The organism is Pseudomonas sp. CFBP 13727 (genome assembly GCF_014841915.1).
In the GTDB taxonomy this organism is placed as follows: domain Bacteria; phylum Pseudomonadota; class Gammaproteobacteria; order Pseudomonadales; family Pseudomonadaceae; genus Aquipseudomonas; species Aquipseudomonas baltica.
Genome location: NZ_JACYUT010000003.1, coordinates 484,228 through 499,831, shown reverse-complemented (window position 1 = coordinate 499,831; position 15,604 = coordinate 484,228). Strand labels below are relative to the sequence as shown.

The following is a 15,604-nucleotide window of genomic DNA, read 5'->3' as shown; positions in this document are numbered from 1 at the left end:
GTGATCACCGGGGCGTTTTCATTTGTCCGCAGCGGGCGCTGGGTAGTTGGGAATCTCGCCCAGACGGCGCAGGCCATTGAAATGCTGCGGGTCATCCAGGTAGCGCAGCATGACCTGGCGCCAGGTAGGGTCGGCGAACGTCTGCACGTGTCCCCCGCGGGTCAGCTGCAGGACTCGCGGCAGCGGTGCCTGCTGGTACAGCGCGATACCGTTGGCCAACGGCACGATAGGGTCGTCCATGCTCTGGAAGAGCAGCGCCGGTGTGCCCTCGAGCTGGGCGATGGAGCGGATCGCGCTGTCGCTGTCGGGCACCAGCCAGGACAGCGGCACCTGCAGTGGCCAGGTCAGCCACGACGTGCTCAGTGCGTACTGGCCAACGGCGCGGTAACTGGCAGGGACGCCATCAAGCACCAGCGCCTGCAGGCGCTGGCGTTGCTTGGGGTGTTCGGCCAGGTAGTGTACGGCCATGGCGCCGCCCAGGCTTTGCCCCAGCAGGACCAACGGCTTGGCCTGCACCTGCGGCTTGCTCGCCAGCCAGGCGAATGCGGCGTCGATGTCCTGGTAGATCGCCGGCAGGCTGGGCGACCCCCCGGACATCCCGTAGCCACGGTAGTCGAGCATCAGCACCTGATAGCCCTGCTCGGGCAACCACCAGCTACCGCCCAGGTGCCAGGCCAGGTTGCCGCCGTTGCCGTGCAGGTGCAGCACGGTGCCCTTGACCTCGACACCGGGCTTGGCAGGCAGCCACCAACCGTGCAATCGGGTACCGTCGGCGGCCGTGAGGTTGACGTCCTCGAAACCCAGCCCGGCTTTTTCCGGGGTGAACGGCAACCCCCGCTCGGGGTAGAACAATAATGAGCTGCAGCCACTCAGTACCGCGGTCAGTAGCAGCAGCGCTGGCAGGCGTCGCGATAGGCAGGCCTTCATGTGCAACGCCCGGACGCGGCTCGCGCCGCTGCTACAGGGGGGCGATGCAGCAATGTCGGCGAGCGTCGCGGCAGGCAGGCCTTCATGTGCAACGCCCGGACGCGGCTCGCGCCGCTGCTACAGGGGGTCGATGCAGCTGCGTCGGCAGGTCAGAGGATGTTCGAGTAGTCGGCTTCAATTCGGTCCAGGCTCAGGTGATTGAGGAAGTTCGAGAAGCACATCCAGGCGGACAGTGCGTTCATGTCACGGAACTGTTCGGGCAGGTACTTGGGCGGCGTCACCAATCCTTCGTCGACCAACTGGCGCAACGTGCGCATGTCCTCCAGGGTGGTCTTGCCACAGAACAGCAGCGGCACCTGTTCCAGCTTGCCCTTGCGCACGGCCAGCTGAATGTAGTTGTAGACCATGATGAAGCCTTTGAGGTACGACAAATCCTTGGTGAACGGCAGCCCGGTCGGAGTCGAGCCGCGGAACACGCGGCTGGCGTTGCCGTAGGCCTCGGGCATCTCGAAGCCTTCTTCGCGAAAGAATTCGAACACCTGCAGGAAGTCGGCGCCCTCCTCGACCATGTGGATCGCGCGCGTGCGATTGGTCAGCTTGCGCAGGCGGCTGGGGTAGGAAGCGAAGGCGATCACTTCCATCAGGATCGCCAAGCCTTCCTGGGTCACCGTGGACGACGGCGGACCCTTGGACAGGAAGGTGCAGATCGGCTGGTTCTGGCCATTGAGGGTGGTGGCAACATGGACCAGGCCCTCGTGCACCTCGAGGGCGCGCACATCGCGCTCGTTGAACATGGCATCGCTGCGGATCTTGATGTAGTCCGCCCCTGCGGCAGCGTCGGCGACGATGCCATCGGATTCGAACACGCGGATGGTGCCCTCGGTTTCGCCGAACACACGGTTCAGGCGTCCTTGCAGCATGTTCACTGCATCCTTGGCGGTCAGGGTCTTGGCTTCGTCCTTGAGATCGCCACGCCCGGCAATGTTGTTCAGGTAATCGGAGAGCATCAGGCCGAGGTCGGCCAGGGTCGGATCGCCAGCATGAAACGCATCCGACGCGGCGCCGTACAGCTCCTGCGAGATCAGGCCGAAGTCCTCGGTGCCACGCGCCTCGAGCATGCGCACCACCATGCGGTACTCCTTGCACATGCGCCGCATGATCTGCCCGACCGGGTTGAACTGGCCGAGCTGACGGGTGATGTCGCGCTCGATGTTCTGGAATTCCAGTTTGACCGCACTGGAGTCGAAGCCCAGTGCGCGGTTCTGGTAATAGTCGCGGTCGACCGCAGGCATCTGCTTGCCGCCCGCCTGCAGAAAGCCGTGACGAATGGAGTCGTCCCATTTCACCGCATCAAGCACGCGGATCGGCGTCTGCGCGTGCACGATGCGGTCGGACAGGTCTCGAATCGTCTGCTGATACTCGTCCACCGTACTGCTCCTCGTTCTGGCTCGGCCCGCCGGCAGCGGACCTCTCACTGCATGGGGCTCAGCTCAGTACCCACTGCATGAAACGGGTAAGGATGCCGAGCATTTCACGGTCGGCATCGGCAGGGGCACTGGCCAGCAGACCCTGATATTCCATCCGGCCGATAATCGCCGTCAACACCTGTGCGTCCTGCGACGGTTCGCGCGAGCCAAGCACCTCGAGCATCTGCCGCCCGCCCTGCAGCAGAATGTCCTGATGCGCCAGCACCAGTTCGGCCAGGCGCGGGTTGAGCAACGCTTCCTGGCGGAAAGCCTGCTCGGCAATCAATTGGTCGCGACGGGTCTGCAGCTGATGCATGACGTAGTCGGCGGTCAGGCGGGCGATTTCGTCGGCCAGGGCAGCGCGGGCCTGGGGGCTGCCGTCGCCGCGGGCGATCAGGGCGCGCAGCAGCTCTTCGGTGTTGCTCCACAGCTTGGCCATGAACACGGCGCTGCGCTCGACGTACTGGGCGAAGGCATCGTTGAGCAGGTCATCAATGTCCTTGAAGTAGTAGGTAGTAGCCGACAGCGGCACCCCGGCTTCGGTGGCCACGGCGCGATGGCGCACACCCCGCACCCCATCGCGCACGACGATGCGCATGGCTGCGTCGAGGATTTCCTGGCGGCGCAGTTCGCTGCCCTGTCGGCTGGCCTTGCGGCCTTGATACTGGACGTTGCGGGCGAGCGTCGAGGCAACGCTGGCGGCTCCCTGTCTGGGTGTGGCTGGGATCACTGCTCGTATCCTTTGAGTGAGTGGGAGTGGGTGCCGACGCGGCTTGCGCCGCTGCTACACGATAGCGTAATCGCCTGTAACGACGGCGTGAGATCGCAATCCCTGTAGCAGCGGCGCAAGCCGCGTCGGGGCCGGCAATGACACCGCTGATCTGCGCTCATAAAAAAGCCGCCCCATGGGGCGGCTGATCAACGACCGTCAGGCTTGTGGTCGCATGTGCGGGAACAGGATCACATCGCGGATCGAAGGCGAATCGGTCAACAGCATGACCAGGCGATCGATACCGATACCCTCGCCGGCCGTCGGCGGCATGCCGTATTCGAGCGCCCGAACGAAATCGGCGTCGTAGTGCATGGCTTCGTCGTCGCCGGCATCCTTGTCCGCCACCTGGGCCATGAAGCGTGCGGCCTGGTCTTCGGCGTCATTGAGCTCGGAATAGGCGTTGGCGATCTCGCGGCCACCGATGAACAACTCGAAGCGATCGGTGACGTTGGGGTTGTCGTCGTTGCGGCGCGCCAGTGGCGACACCTCGAACGGATACTGGGTGATGAAGTGCGGCTGCTCGAGCTTGTGCTCGACCAGTTCTTCGAAAATCATCACCTGCAGCTTGCCCAGGCCTTCGAACCCCAGCACCTTGGCGCCGGCCTTCTTGGCAATGGCACGCGCCTTGTCGACATCGTTGAGGTCGTCTGCCGTCAGCTCGGGGTTGTACTTGAGGATCGAGTCGAACACCGACAGGCGTACGAACGGCTCGCCGAAATGGAACACCTTGTCGCCGTAGGGCACATCGGTGCTGCCCAGTACCAACTGGGCCAGCTCACGGAACAGCTCTTCGGTGAGGTCCATGTTGTCTTCGTAGTCGGCGTAGGCCTGGTAGAACTCGAGCATGGTGAACTCGGGGTTGTGCCGGGTCGAAACGCCTTCGTTACGGAAGTTGCGGTTGATCTCGAAGACCTTTTCGAAGCCACCGACCACCAGGCGCTTGAGGTACAGCTCCGGGGCGATGCGCAGGAACATTTCCATGTCCAGGGCATTGTGGTGGGTTTCGAACGGCTTGGCCGCAGCGCCGCCGGGAATGGTCTGCAGCATCGGCGTTTCGACTTCGAGGAAGTCGCGCTTGGCCAGGAAGCTGCGAATGTGGGCGATGACCTGGGAGCGCACACGGAAGGTGTCGCGCACCTCCTCGTTGACGATCAGGTCGACATAGCGCTGACGGTAGCGCTGCTCGGTATCGACCAGGCCATGGTGCTTGTCGGGCAGCGGGCGCAGCGACTTGGTCAGCAGGCGTACGCTGGTCATTTCGACGTACAGGTCGCCCTTGCCGGAACGGGCCAGGGTGCCTTCAGCCGCGATGATGTCGCCCATGTCCCAGGTTTTCACCTGAGCCAGGGTTTCTTCGGGCAGGGTCTTGCGATTGACGTAGACCTGAATGCGCCCGGTCATGTCCTGGATCACCATGAACGAGCCACGGTTGAGCATGATGCGACCGGCGACCTTGACCGGAATCGCCGCTTCGGCGAGCGCTTCCTTGGTCTTGTCAACGTACTGCTTCTGCAAGTCGCCTGCATAGTTGTCGCGACGAAAATCGTTGGGGAAGGCCTGGCCCTGGGCACGCACGGCAGCAAGCTTTTCCTTGCGCAGGGCGATCAGGCTGTTCTCTTCCTGTTGCAGGTCTTGCGGGTCGGGTTGTTGGTCGCTCATGTCTTGGATTTTCCATCACGGGTTCGTTGCTCCCGACTACGGCGCCGGGATCGCGGGCAGGCCAGCCGTGGCAGGCCGACGCAGTGGCTGCGCCAGCCTGCCAGGCGGTGTTACAGCCCTTGTTTCAAGCTGGCTTCGAGGTATTCGTCGATGTCGCCGTCGAGCACCTTGTCGCAGTCGCTGCGTTCGATGTTGGTACGCAGATCCTTGATCCGCGAAGCGTCGAGCACATAAGAGCGAATCTGGTGACCCCAGCCGATGTCAGACTTGCTGTCTTCCATCGCCTGCGAGGCGGCATTGCGCTTCTGTACTTCCTGTTCGTACAGGCGCGCACGCAACATCTTCATCGCCGTGTCTTTGTTGGCATGCTGCGAACGTTCGTTCTGGCAGCTGACCACGGTGTTGGTCGGCACGTGGGTGATACGCACCGCCGAGTCGGTGGTGTTGACGTGCTGGCCGCCGGCACCGGAGGAGCGGTAGGTGTCGATGCGCAGGTCGGCCGGGTTGATGTCGATTTCGATGTTGTCATCGATTTCCGGCGAGACGAACACGGCCGAGAACGAGGTGTGGCGACGGTTGCCGGAGTCGAACGGGCTTTTGCGCACCAGGCGGTGGACACCGATTTCGGTGCGCAGCCAGCCAAAGGCGTACTCGCCCTTGATGTGCAGGGTGGCGCCCTTGATACCGGCGACTTCACCGGCCGACAGCTCCATGATGGTGGTGTCGAAACCGCGCTTGTCGGCCCAGCGCAGGTACATGCGCAGCAGGATGTTGGCCCAGTCCTGGGCTTCGGTGCCGCCGGAACCGGCCTGGATGTCCAGGTAGGCGTTGTTGGCGTCCATCTCGCCGCTGAACATGCGGCGGAATTCCAGCTTCTCGAGCTGGGCACGCAGGCGCTCGACTTCGGCGGAGACGTCGTCGACGGCGCTCTGGTCTTCTTCTTCGGCCGCCATTTGCAGCAGGTCGCGGGCATCGCCGAGGCCGGCGTTCATTTCATCGAGGGTGTCGACGATCTGCGCCAGCAGCGAACGCTCGCGGCCCAGTTCCTGGGCGTAGGCAGGGTTGTTCCAGACAGCGGGATCTTCAAGCTCGCGATTGACTTCGGTCAGACGCTCATGCTTTTGATCGTAGTCAAAGATACCCCCGAATGGTTTCGGAGCGCTCGGACAGGTCCTTGATGCTGTTAAGGATCGGGTTGATTTCCATGGCGGGCAGCTCTCGTGCGTAACGTGTCAAAAGCCGGAGAGTATACCGCAGCCGGCCAATGACAGCAGCCCGCCGAGCAGGGGACGGGCTTTTTTTTTGGAAGATCGGGCGGCCTAGCCCTGATCCCCGACCACTACCTGATTGCGCCCGGCATGCTTGGCCGTATACAGGCCCTTGTCGGCGGCCAGGATCAGCTCGCGGCAATGACTGCCCTGCTGCGGGGTCATGGTCGACAGGCCGATGCTCACCGTCAGGCAGGCATCGGCCTGGGGCGCGATGTGGGGGATGTTCAGGGCGGCAATGGTCTGCCGCAGCTTCTCGGCAACCAGCCGCGCGCCGCCAGGCGAGGTACCCGGCAGCACCAGGGCGAACTCTTCGCCGCCATAGCGCGCCGGCAGGTCGCTGGAGCGGTTGCTGGAATGGCGAATGGCGTCGGCGACGCGGCGCAAGGCTTCGTCGCCTGCCAGGTGGCCGAAGTTGTCGTTATAGGACTTGAAATAGTCGACGTCGATCATCAACAGCGACAGCTGGGTCTTGTCACGCATTGCGCGACGCCATTCCAGTTCCAGGTACTCGTCGAAATGACGGCGATTGGAAAGCGCCGTCAAGCCATCGGAGTTCATCAGCCGCTGCAGCACCAGGTTGGTGTCGAGCAGCTGCTGCTGACTCACGCGCAGCGCGCGGTAGGCTTCGTCGCGCTGCAGCAGGGTCAGGTACGACTTGGAGTGATAGCGTATGCGCGCCACCAGCTCGATGGTATCGGGCAGCTTGACCAGGTAATCGTTGGCGCCTGCGGCGAAGGCGGCGCTCTTGATCAGCGGGTCTTCCTTGGTCGACAGAACGATGATCGGAATATCCTGGGTGGCCGGATGGTTGCGATAGTCACGCACCAGCGACAGGCCGTCGAGCCCCGGCATGATCAAGTCCTGGAGGATCACCGTCGGCTTGATGCGCATGGCCTGATTGATGGCCTGCTGCGGATCGGCGCAAAAGTGGAAGTCGATGTTGGCCTCGTCGCTGAGACTGCGACGGATGGCTTCACCGATCATGGCCTGGTCGTCCACCAGAAGTACCATCGACTTGTTGTTGTCGTTGGACCTGAAGGCTTCGATCTGTAGATCAATCATGCGTTGTCACCTGGATACTGCCTACGCGGTGGCTCGAGTTCATCGTGAAAATACGTCCATCAGTCGGGGTGCGATCCGCTCCAGCGGACGAATTTCAACAGCTGCGTCAATGGCCGCCGCCGCTTTGGGCATTCCGTAGACAGCGCTGCTCTGCTGGTCCTGCGCGATGGTCAGGAAGCCGCGCTGACGCATCGACTTCAAGCCCTGTGCGCCGTCGCGGCCCATGCCGGTGAGCAGTACGCCCACTGCATCGCCATTCCAGAATTGCGCCACGCTTCGGAAAAAAACATCTATGGAGGGCCGGTAGATCTCGTCCACCGGTTCTGCCGTGTAGGTTAAGGTACCATTTTTCAGCAGACGAATATGATGATTGGTGCCTGCCAGTAGCACAGTGCCAGCCAACGGCGTTTCTCCGTCGCGGGCCAGACGCACCGGCAAGCCGGCTGCGCTGCTCAGCCACTCGGCCATTCCGGCGGCGAACACCTGGTCCACGTGCTGGACCAGCACGATCGCCGCCGGGTAATCGCGTGGCAGCCCCTTGAGCAGGATTTCCAGCGCGGCCGGACCGCCGGCCGACGAACCGATGGCCACCAGTTTCTGCCGCACGCCGCCCGAGCGCGGCAGCGGCAACTCGCTGCGCACCGCCGGGCTGCGCTGGCCCACCAGCCAGCCGATATTGAAGATCTTGCGCAACAGCGGCGCTGCGGCTTCGCGAGCGTCGCCCACCCCCAGTGTAGGGGTGTCGACCACATCCAGGGCGCCATGGCCCATGGCCTCGAATACGCGGTGGACGTTCTGCTGGCGGTCGACGGTGACGATGACGATGGCGCAGGGCGTATTGGCCATGATCTGCCGGGTGGCTTCCACGCCGTCCATGACCGGCATGATCAGGTCCATGAGGATCAGGTCCGGAGTTACGGCCTGACAGCGCTCGACCGCCTCACGACCGTTGGCGGCCACCCACACCACGTCATGGGACGGTTCGAAGGCGATCGCGCGACGCAGCGCCTCCACGGCCATGGGCATGTCATTGACGATGGCGATCCTCATCCCCGCGCTCCTCCGATCAATTCAACCACCGCATCGAGCAAGGCATCGTCGTGGAAACTGGCCTTGGCCAGATAATAATCGGCCCCGGCGTCGAGGCCGCGGCGGCGGTCCTCTTCCCGGTCCTTGTAGGAAACCACCATGACCGGCAGCGATTGCAGGCGGGTGTCGCGGCGCAGCAGAGTCACCAATTCGATACCGTCCATGCGCGGCATGTCGATGTCGGTGATCAGCAGGTCGAAGTCCTCGCTGCGCAACGCGTTCCAGCCATCCATGCCGTCGACGGCCACCGCAACGTCATAGCCACGATGGCTGAGCAGCTTGCGCTGCAGCTCGCGGACGGTGAGCGAATCATCCACCACCAGTACCCGCTTGCGAGCCGATTCGGCCTGTTGGCTGCGCTTGTCGATACGCTCCAGGCGGCCGGTGTTGAGCAGCTTTTCCACCGAGCGGAACATGTCTTCGACGTCGATGATCAGCACCACCGAACCATTGTCGAGCAAGGCACCGGCGGAAATATCCTGGACCTTGCCCAGGCGGGCGTCCAGCGGCAGCACCACCAGCGTGCGCTCACCGATGAAGCGTTCCACGGCCACGCCGTAGATCGCTTCACGGTCGCGAATCACCACCACTTTGAGGCTCGCTTCGTCGCCCTGGCTGGCCGGCCTCTGCAGCAGCTGGCTGGCGGCAACCAGCCCCACATGGCGGTTCTGGAACCAGAAGTGCTGGCGCCCCTCGAGCTGGATGATGTCTTCGGCCGGCAGGTCCATGGTGTGTTCGATGTGGGCCAGCGGAAACGCATAGGCCTCGCCCCCCACTTCCACTGCCAGGCTGCGCACCACCGACAGGGTCAGCGGCACCTCGATATGGAAGCGACTGCCCTGCCCTGGCACTTGAATCAGTTCGACCGAGCCGCGCAGCTGGCGAATCAGGTGCAATACCGCATCCAGGCCAACGCCGCGGCCCGAGACCTCGGTTACCGTGTCGCGCATGCTGAAGCCGGGCAGGAACAGAAAGCTCAGCAGCTCTTCTTCACTGAGCTGCTCCACCGTATCGGCGGCCGACAAACCGCGCTGGACGATACTGCGCCGCAGCGCGGCAAGGTCGACACCCGCCCCGTCGTCGCTCAGTTCCACCACCAGCAAGCCCGCCTGGTGCGAAGCGCGCAGCACCACGCGACCTTCGGCGGGCTTGCCGGCCAGCAATCGCTGCTCGGCGGTTTCGATGCCGTGGTCGACGGCGTTGCGCAGCAGGTGGGTCAGGGGCGCTTCGAGCTTTTCCAGCACGTCGCGATCGACCTGGGTCTTCTCGCCTTCGATATCCAGGCGCACCTGCTTGCCCAATGAACGACCGAGGTCGCGGACCATGCGTTCCTGACCACCGAGCATGTCGGCGAATGGGCGCATGCGGCAGGCCAGCGCCGTGTCGTACAGCAACTGCGCGCGCTGGCTGGCCTGCCAGCCGAAATCGTCCAGTTCGGCGGTCTGCTGCAGCAGCATCTGCTGGGTCTGATCCAGCAGCGACTGCGCCTGCGCCAGGGCGTCGCGTACCTCTGCGCTGTGGCCCTCGAGCTGCAATTGTTCGGCAAGCCCGCCAAGCGCGCGGATGCTTTGCGCCTGCATGCGCTTGAGGCGCTGCATGGTCAGCAGATAGGGCTTGAGGCGCTGGGTTTCGACCAGCGACTTGCTCGACAGGTCCAGCAGGCTGTTCAGGCGTTCCGCCGTGACCCGCAGCACGCGCTCGCCGGTATCGCTGACCCGGCGCGCCCGGCTGGCAGGTAGTTCGGCGGCCGAGTCGTCCTGGCCCGGCATCGCTTGCGACGGATCGATGTCCCGAGGCGGCTCGGGCGCGACCTCCATGGGCAGCTCGGCAGGCGCGAGCAGGACGGCCGATACGGGCACGCTGACCTGTACCTGCGCCGCCGCGGCCGCCAACGGGTCCATCACCGCGGCCATCTGCGCCTCGTAGGCATCGATATCGAGGGTACCCGGTGCGCCAGGGCCGGGCGTGCCGACGCGCATCAGCAGGTCGGTGCCCAACAGCAGCGCATCGATGTGTTCGGGCATCAGGTAGACACGCCGCTCCTGCGCCGCGACCAGGCAGTCTTCCATCACGTGAGCCACACGCACCCCGGCATCCAGGCCGACGATGCGTGCCGCACCCTTGAGCGAGTGGGCCGCGCGCATGCACGCTTCCAGTTGATCGGCCTGGGTCGGATTGCGTTCCAGGGCCAGCAGCCCGGCATTGAGCACCTGGGTCTGGGCCTCGGCTTCCAGGCTGAACAGCTCCAGCAACGAGGCGTCGCGCATCTGTTCCGGGGTCATGTCAGGCTCCGGTTCATGGCGATCAGCAGCGCCTTGTCATCGAGCAGGCGCACACTGCGCTGGCGAAACGGCAGAACCCCTTGAGTGAAACGGGCGCCCGCCTGGGTGGTGGCGGTAGACGCCTGTTCGAGCTCGACCAGGTCGATCCGATGAATGCCATCCACCTCCTCCACCGGTACCACCACCGAGCCGCCGTCTATGGCGATGATCAGCATGCGCGGCATGACCCGCGCCGAAGCGACCGGTGCGACGTGCTGGGTGTCGATGCCCAGCAGTTCCTCCAACGCCAGGCATGGCACCAGTGCGCCGCGCACGTTGGCGACCCCGCGCAAGGCGCGCGAACGCTGGTGCGGCAGCGAATGCACTGCCTGCACCGGTGCCACTTCGACCAGGCAGCGAGTGGCCAGCGCCAGCCACTCATCGCCCAGGCGAAACAGCACCAGCGACCTGCTTTCGACCCGGCCCAGGGTTTCGCTGTAGTGCATCGGCGCGTGCTGGCGGTCCAGCGCGTAGCGGTCCAGCAGGCGCACGGCCGCCGAGGCGTACACCGCGCAATTGCGGCAGTGGATATGCTCGGCGAGCAACGGGCAGGATTTGTCGCCATGAATACCAATACGGTTCCAGCAGTCGTCGATCTGCTGGGCGTCGCTGTCGATCAGGTCCAGAGCGGTCATCGCTTATGCTCCTGGACGTGCGGCCGGTCGTTGCGTGCTGCGCGCTCCTGCAGTCGCCGCGCCCCGGCAATGTCGCCCTGGGCAGTGAGCAGCATGGCCAGGTGGGCCAGGGCCTCGGCGTGCTGCGGGTCGAGGTACAGCGCCTTGCGGTAATAACCCTGCGCCTGCAGCACCTGGCCGCCGACATCACTGAGCAGGCCCAGCCAGTAGAACACCTGGGGATCTGGACCGTGGCTGCGCAGGAACGCGTCGCACGCGGCCTGCGCCTCGGCACTCTTGCCTTCGTTGGCCAAGCGGGCGATCTGCGCGAGCAGACCGGCGCCATCGCTTGCCACTGCCTCGGCGGCATTCGCCACCGGCAGCGCACGGGTTCGCGTTCGCACGGGCAACCTACCCGGCTCGGGCAACAACTTGATCGGCATCTGCAGGCGCGCCGTTGCCGGGGGCAGCGGCGTGGGCGTTGGTGCGACTTGGCGATCGCGGACGAACGCGAAGGACTGGGCAATACCGATCGGACGCATGCCCAACCGTGCCAGCAGGCTGCCTTCGGCAGGACCGATGAACAACGCGCCGTCTTCACGGGTGAATGTCTTCAGCACTTCGAACACCTGCTGCTGGGTCGGCAGGTCGAAATAGATGAGCAGGTTGCGGCAGAACACGAAGTCATAGGGCAGTTCACCGCCCAGCAGCAACGGATCGAGAATGTTACCGACCTGCAAGCGAACCTGGGCCCGAACCTGAGCGTCGAGCAGATACCCCTCGTCCGCAGGCACGAAATGGCGGTCGCGAAAGGTCAGTGGTGCGCCGCGAAACGAATTGCGGCCATAGATCCCTCGCGTTGCCCGGGCCACCGACAGGGGGCTGATGTCCACGCCGTCCACACTGAATTGCTGCGGCGCCAGCCCGGCGTCGAGCAAGGCCATGGCGATCGAGTACGGCTCCTCGCCAGTGGAACACGGCAGGCTGAGGATGCGCAGCGCCACGCCAGGCCGTTCGGCGAGCCGCGCCTTGGCGACCTTGCACAGCGCGGCAAAGGACTCGGGATAACGCATGAACCAGGTTTCCGGGACGATCACCGCCTCGATCAGCGCCTGCTGTTCCGCCGCCGAACCCTGCAGCAGCTTCCAGTAGGCATCCAGGTCGCGGACATGCGCAGCCTGGCTGCGCTGCGCGACCGCGCGCTCGATCAGCGCCGGGCCTACCGAGGCCACGTCCAGGCCGATGCGCTCACGCAGAAAACGTACGAAGCGCTGCTCTTCACCCATCACGATGCATCACCCATCACCCTGTTTCACCCAATACGGAGGCCGCCAACTGCGGTGCGAAAAGCAAGTCGCGCACCGACGGTTCGAGCAGATCCTGTACCCGCAACCACTGCAACAGCCCCTGGCTGTCTTCGAGCACCGGCCCCAGATAGGGCGTGGCACGGTTATGCACTCCCATGGGTTTGAAACCGTTGGGGTCACAGCGAAGGGTTTCGCTGGCGTGTTCGACGATCAGCCCCAGGCGCGCCTCGGGGCCGGCCTGCTCGTGCGGATAATGCACCAGCACCAGACGCGTGCTGGTGCGCCGCACGGCAGCCACGCCGAAGCTCAGCGCGCTGACGTCCAGCACCGGCACCACCCGGCCACGATGGGCGAACACACCGGCCACCCAGGCCGGGGCATGCGCGACCGGCTTGAGCGGCAGCAGCGGCAGCACCTCTGCGACTTCCAGCGCATCCAGGGCGAAGCGTTCCTGCGCAATGCGAAACAACAGGAACAACTTGCTGCGCGATGTGACCGGCAATGCGTTCATCAGACTTTGAAGCGCGAGACGCCGCCGCGCAGGCCGGTAGCGACCTGGCTGAGCTCGTCGATGGCAAAGCTGGCCTGACGCAAGGATTCGACCGTCTGGCTGCTGGCATCGCCCAACTGCGACAGGGCGTGGTTGATCTGTTCGGCACCGGTCGCCTGAGCCTGCATGCCTTCGTTGACCATGAGCACGCGCGGCGCCAAGGCCTGGACCTGGCCAATGATCTGCGACAGCTGATCGCCGACCTGCTGCACTTCGAACATGCCGCGGCGCACTTCCTCGGAAAACTTGTCCATGCCCATGACGCCGGCCGACACTGCCGACTGGATCTCTCGCACCATCTGCTCGATGTCGTAGGTGGCCACGGCGGTCTGGTCGGCGAGGCGGCGCACTTCGGTGGCGACCACGGCGAAACCGCGACCATATTCACCGGCCTTCTCGGCTTCGATGGCCGCGTTGAGCGACAGCAGGTTGGTCTGGTCGGCGACCTTGACGATGGTCACGACTACCTGATTGATGTTGCCGGCCTTCTCGTTGAGGATTGCCAGCTTGGCGTTGACCAATTCGGCGGCACCCATCACCTGGTGCATGGTTTCTTCCATGCGCGCCAGACCCTGCTGGCCGGAGCCGGCCAGCGAGGAAGCCTGATCGGCCGCCGAGGTGACTTCACCCATGGTTCGCACCAGATCACGGGACGTGGCAGCGATTTCCCGGGAGGTCGCGCCGATCTCGGTGGTGGTTGCGGCAGTCTCGGTCGCCGTGGCCTGTTGCTGCTTGGAGGTGGCCGCGATTTCGGTCACCGAGGTGGTGACCTGCACCGAGGAGCGTTGCGCCTGGGCGACCAGCGCGGTGAGCTCGGTCATCATGTCGTTGAAGCCCAGTTCGACCTCGTTGAACTCGTCCTTGCGCGCCAGGCTCAGGCGCGTGCTCAGGTCCCCGGTGCGCATCACTTCGAGAATCCGCACGATCTTCTGCATGGGCGCCATGATGGTGCGCAGCAGCCAGAGCCCGCAGATACCGGCAACGATGATTGCCACCAACAGGGAAATCACCAGGCTGACCTTGGCCGCCGCGACCGAAGCGTCAATGGCGCTGGTGGCCTTCTCGGCCGCTTCACGATTGCGGTCGATCAGGGTATTGAGCTGCTTGCGACCTGCCACCCAGGCGGGCGTGAGGTCGTCGATGGCCATCTGCTGGGCTTCACTGAACTTGCGCAGTCGATAGGCCTCCAGCACATCGGCCAAGGTCTTTTCATAGGTCACGCGCATCCGCGCGAATTCTTCGAAGGCCGCCTGGTCGTCGCTGTCCTGGACGGTGCTGCGGTAATTGGCCATCTGCTGGGTCAGGCGCTCGGCGAAGCTCTTGTACTGGTCCACGTCGGCCGTGAGCAACTCGCGCTGATAGCTCAAGCCCACCAGTTGTTGGGTGTACACGTAGCTGTCTACCCAGGCGCTGCGGATCATGGAACTGAAGACCACGCCCGGAACGCTGTCGGTGCGCACCTTGGTTTCGTTCGTCTCGATGGTCTGCAGACGTGAATAGGAGACCACGACCATCAACAGCATGATTGCAATGACAACGGCGAAACTCGCCAGAATGCGGTGGCGCAAGGACCAGTTCTTCACAGTCAACCCTCGAAAATTCCTGCAGCTACAAACGAAAAATCGCCTGAGTATAGCCCTACCTCAGACGATTTCGCGCTGGTACCTGACTTTCCTTCATCCGCGAGGGTATTGCCAGTTACTGGCAGATCAATGCGCCACTATTGCCGACCAACGTAAGTTCCGGCAGATGAGTGGCGGCGTCAGCCTTCGGACCTGACGTCCGGGGTCAGACGGCTTCGACTTCGGCCTGACGCACCTGCTTCTCCAGTTCGAGCTTGAGCGCAGGGTCGAGGGCCAACTGCTTGGCCAGCTCGTCCAGATAGGCACGCTCCATGAAGTGCTCCTGATCCACCATCATGACGCTGGCAATGTACATTTCGGCAGCGATCTCCGGAGTCTTGGCTGCCCGCGCCACGTCTGCCGGGTCCAGCGGCTTGTTCAGTTCGGCGTGCAGCCACTGCTGCAGTTCGTTGTCCGAATCCAGGCGGGTGAATTCGCCTTCGATGAGCTCGCGTTCGCGATCATCCACGTGGCCATCGGACTTGGCTGCTGCCACCAGCGCCTTGAGGATAGCCTGGCTGTGTTCCTCTACCTGCTGGGGTGGCACTCGGTCGACCGTCTGCGGTTCGCCTCGAGGGGCGTTCTGCTGCTGGGCCTGCCAATTGCCGTAGGCCTTGTAGGCAATCACGCCCAGTGCCGCCAACCCGCCGTAGGCCAAGGCCTTGCCACCGTACTTGCGCGCGCTCTTGTTGCCGAGCAGCAAGCCCATGGCGCCGCCGGTCAGTGCGCCCTTGCCGCCGGACAGCAGGCCACCCAGCGCGCCGCCAGCACCGCCCTTGCCCGAGAGCAGGCCGCCGAGCGCGCCGGCAACACCACCGGTGCTACCGGCACCACCCAGGGGGGAAGAACCGCCGCCCTTGTTCTTGAGCAGTTCCTGGCCGGATTTGAACAACTGGTCGAGCAAGCCACGCGTGTTCATTTTTTGGTCTCGTCAATGGGAGATA

The 15,604-nt window shown here is 64.1% G+C and carries 13 protein-coding genes; all 13 read right to left on the bottom strand.

Features of this window, described 5'->3' with window-relative positions:
- Positions 1–18: 18 nt before the first annotated feature.
- The 13 genes from IFT76_RS12985 to IFT76_RS12925 all read right to left on the bottom strand — a co-directional run bounded on the left by IFT76_RS12985 (position 19) and on the right by IFT76_RS12925 (position 15,579).
- Positions 19–927 (bottom strand): alpha/beta hydrolase, encoded by a 909-nt coding sequence (locus IFT76_RS12985; RefSeq protein WP_192058675.1) that lies wholly within the window; start codon positions 925–927, stop codon positions 19–21.
- A 149-nt stretch (positions 928–1,076) separates the two neighbouring features.
- Positions 1,077–2,354: a flavohemoglobin expression-modulating QEGLA motif protein gene (locus IFT76_RS12980; RefSeq protein WP_122475052.1), complete on the bottom strand. Its 1,278-nt coding sequence runs from the start codon at positions 2,352–2,354 to the stop codon at positions 1,077–1,079.
- 58 nt (positions 2,355–2,412) lie between these two features.
- Complete coding sequence (locus IFT76_RS12975; protein WP_185795070.1) at positions 2,413–3,123, bottom strand: TetR/AcrR family transcriptional regulator; 711 nt, start codon at positions 3,121–3,123, stop codon at positions 2,413–2,415.
- Positions 3,124–3,321: 198 nt separating this feature from the next.
- Positions 3,322–4,824: a lysine--tRNA ligase gene (gene lysS, locus IFT76_RS12970; protein WP_122475054.1), complete on the bottom strand. Its 1,503-nt coding sequence runs from the start codon at positions 4,822–4,824 to the stop codon at positions 3,322–3,324.
- A gap of 110 nt (positions 4,825–4,934) precedes the next feature.
- A protein-coding gene (prfB, locus tag IFT76_RS12965) for a peptide chain release factor 2 (protein ID WP_122475055.1) occupies positions 4,935–6,030 on the bottom strand; the annotation gives its coding sequence in 2 pieces (ribosomal slippage) (positions 4,935–5,957 and positions 5,959–6,030; 1,095 coding nt in all).
- Positions 6,031–6,143: 113 nt separating this feature from the next.
- Positions 6,144–7,157 (bottom strand): diguanylate cyclase, encoded by a 1,014-nt coding sequence (locus IFT76_RS12960; RefSeq protein ID WP_122475057.1) that lies wholly within the window; start codon positions 7,155–7,157, stop codon positions 6,144–6,146.
- Between the two features lie 39 nt (positions 7,158–7,196).
- Complete coding sequence (gene cheB / locus IFT76_RS12955) at positions 7,197–8,207, bottom strand: chemotaxis response regulator protein-glutamate methylesterase (protein WP_185795068.1); 1,011 nt, start codon at positions 8,205–8,207, stop codon at positions 7,197–7,199.
- Positions 8,204–10,528, bottom strand: a complete 2,325-nt coding sequence (locus IFT76_RS12950; RefSeq protein ID WP_192058673.1) for a hybrid sensor histidine kinase/response regulator — start codon at positions 10,526–10,528, stop codon at positions 8,204–8,206. The genes cheB and IFT76_RS12950 overlap by 4 nt, the downstream gene beginning before the upstream one ends.
- Entirely contained in the window at positions 10,525–11,202 is a 678-nt protein-coding gene (locus IFT76_RS12945; protein WP_192058671.1) for a chemotaxis protein CheW, read from the bottom strand. The genes IFT76_RS12950 and IFT76_RS12945 overlap by 4 nt, the downstream gene beginning before the upstream one ends.
- Positions 11,199–12,467, bottom strand: a complete 1,269-nt coding sequence (locus tag IFT76_RS12940; protein WP_192058774.1) for a CheR family methyltransferase — start codon at positions 12,465–12,467, stop codon at positions 11,199–11,201. The genes IFT76_RS12945 and IFT76_RS12940 overlap by 4 nt, the downstream gene beginning before the upstream one ends.
- Before the next feature lie 16 nt (positions 12,468–12,483).
- Complete coding sequence (locus IFT76_RS12935; RefSeq protein ID WP_185795066.1) at positions 12,484–12,999, bottom strand: chemotaxis protein CheW; 516 nt, start codon at positions 12,997–12,999, stop codon at positions 12,484–12,486.
- Positions 12,999–14,621: a methyl-accepting chemotaxis protein gene (locus IFT76_RS12930; RefSeq protein ID WP_122475688.1), complete on the bottom strand. Its 1,623-nt coding sequence runs from the start codon at positions 14,619–14,621 to the stop codon at positions 12,999–13,001. Before IFT76_RS12930 ends, IFT76_RS12935 begins: the two co-directional genes overlap by 1 nt.
- 205 nt (positions 14,622–14,826) lie before the next feature.
- Positions 14,827–15,579, bottom strand: a complete 753-nt coding sequence (locus IFT76_RS12925) for a tellurite resistance TerB family protein (RefSeq protein ID WP_185795064.1) — start codon at positions 15,577–15,579, stop codon at positions 14,827–14,829.
- Positions 15,580–15,604: the final 25 nt, after the last annotated feature.

Coding starts and splice junctions, on each gene's coding strand:
- IFT76_RS12950 (WP_192058673.1), bottom strand. CDS start 10,528: ATGACCCCGGAACAGATGCGCGACGCCTCGTTGCTGGAGCTGTTCAGC.
- IFT76_RS12985 (WP_192058675.1), bottom strand. CDS start 927: ATGAAGGCCTGCCTATCGCGACGCCTGCCAGCGCTGCTGCTACTGACC.
- IFT76_RS12935 (WP_185795066.1), bottom strand. CDS start 12,999: ATGAACGCATTGCCGGTCACATCGCGCAGCAAGTTGTTCCTGTTGTTT.
- IFT76_RS12945 (WP_192058671.1), bottom strand. CDS start 11,202: ATGACCGCTCTGGACCTGATCGACAGCGACGCCCAGCAGATCGACGAC.
- IFT76_RS12925 (WP_185795064.1), bottom strand. CDS start 15,579: ATGAACACGCGTGGCTTGCTCGACCAGTTGTTCAAATCCGGCCAGGAA.
- IFT76_RS12940 (WP_192058774.1), bottom strand. CDS start 12,467: ATGGGTGAAGAGCAGCGCTTCGTACGTTTTCTGCGTGAGCGCATCGGC.
- IFT76_RS12960 (WP_122475057.1), bottom strand. CDS start 7,157: ATGATTGATCTACAGATCGAAGCCTTCAGGTCCAACGACAACAACAAG.
- cheB (WP_185795068.1), bottom strand. CDS start 8,207: ATGAGGATCGCCATCGTCAATGACATGCCCATGGCCGTGGAGGCGCTG.
- lysS (WP_122475054.1), bottom strand. CDS start 4,824: ATGAGCGACCAACAACCCGACCCGCAAGACCTGCAACAGGAAGAGAAC.